General features: G+C 45.5%; 1 pseudogene. It reads left to right on the top strand.

The annotated features are described in order from the left end of the window. Positions 1-50 precede the first annotated feature (50 nt). Positions 51-1544 (top strand): annotated as a pseudogene (locus R7F67_RS23900) (PilZ domain-containing protein); the annotation flags it as partial.

Genomic DNA, 1544 nt, shown 5'->3' with positions numbered 1-1544 from the left:
CTTTACTTAGTCGATACAAATTAAAGTAACGACATACTCTAACAGAAATAATGCAGCAATCTGAAATTCTCTCGCTCGCTGAAAGACTCATTCCCGTTTATGGTTCTGAAGACTTTGATTTTGTCCTTGGTCAATTGACCGAGGAAGAGCCGCCGTCGGCCAAAATCTTAGTGAAGATGGAACTGAACCGTCTTATGGCACCATGTAAGAAGAGCATTGATTTACGTGGTCGCGTCAAAGGCGAATGTCGTGAATATGTTTTAGATGGCATTTCGCATTGGTTGGACGATGTCGCTTTTAATGCTTATCACAAGAACATTAAGAAGTTTGGCACCTACACCGAAGGCATGTGGGAAGCACTGGTCAACACGCGCAATAACTTTCGTGTGATGAGCAAGCTCGCCATACAGGAAAAGTCTCATTCATTAACCGATCCTAAAAGCCCCTTTCTCGCAGAACCGGTTCACCTCGGTTACGACTTAAAACGCCAAGAAAAGCGGTTGAAGGTTCAGTCCCAGGTAGAAATTCGCCGCGCCAAAGGGCAAATCCTTCATGGATTAAGCATCGATTTGTCGAGCTCTGGAGCGAAATTTAAAGTCCCGAGCGCATTTAAATACAACCTTGGTGAAATCATTCACGTTTCGTTTACCGAGTTTGCAGGCAAGTCGCAAGTCGCGGGCATCGAAAAGCCACTGTCGTATCGAGTATTGGCCGTGGACGATTGCTATGAAAATGATGCCGTGCGCTATCTACGAACCATTCGTCTAACGGAAACCAATGTCGTTGCGCGCGTCATCGACGAAGCATTAAACAGTGCCGCCAAACGCGCACGTCATGACAACCAAGATAAAATCATTCGTGCACGCACACGCGGTTATGAGCACATTGCACTCAAACACACGAGCAACTTACCACTGTTTTTTGATGGTAACGAACTCAAGCTAGCGATGCTGACACCAAACAACCAAAAGTTGTGGCAGTACTGGCACGATGAGAGAAATCAACAAGTGTTTGGCTCCTTGTTTAACGAGCAACGCGTCGCTTCTTTGATCAAACAAGGCGTGAAAGGCACCAGTAACGTTTTGTACTCATTTACTCATGAACATGAAAACAAAACGTACTTCTACTCGATGCTTAGACCCGAAGCGACTCGCGAACAACGCCAGCTGTTTTGGCATTTAGGGGCTAAGCGAGAAAGTTGGCGTGCGTTTCGAATTTCTATTTTTGAGTTATCTGAGCAAGAGAAAGAAGATCTCGCACTATTCTCTCCAGAGTTAGCCGAAACCTCTCAGTCACTGACTCATATCGGAATTTTGCAAGAAATCGCTGACGAAAAGTCGGGGCAAGATTACCTATTAACAGAAAAGCCGCGTTTGCCAGCCAACACGTGAAATGCCTTTCGTCATCCTCGAAAAATCACTGGCAACCCTAAAGGTATCTATTTCGATGCTCAATCGCGCCGTAAAGAACCACGCTATCGATTCAAAACGCCGCTTGAACTCAGTTCGGGTGAGTTAAAAGCAGCAGGTTCAACCGTTGATATT

This window comes from Vibrio sp. YT-17, from assembly GCF_033337375.1.
GTDB classification, from domain to species: domain Bacteria; phylum Pseudomonadota; class Gammaproteobacteria; order Enterobacterales; family Vibrionaceae; genus Vibrio; species Vibrio alginolyticus.
This window is presented reverse-complemented; position numbering and strand designations above follow the sequence as displayed.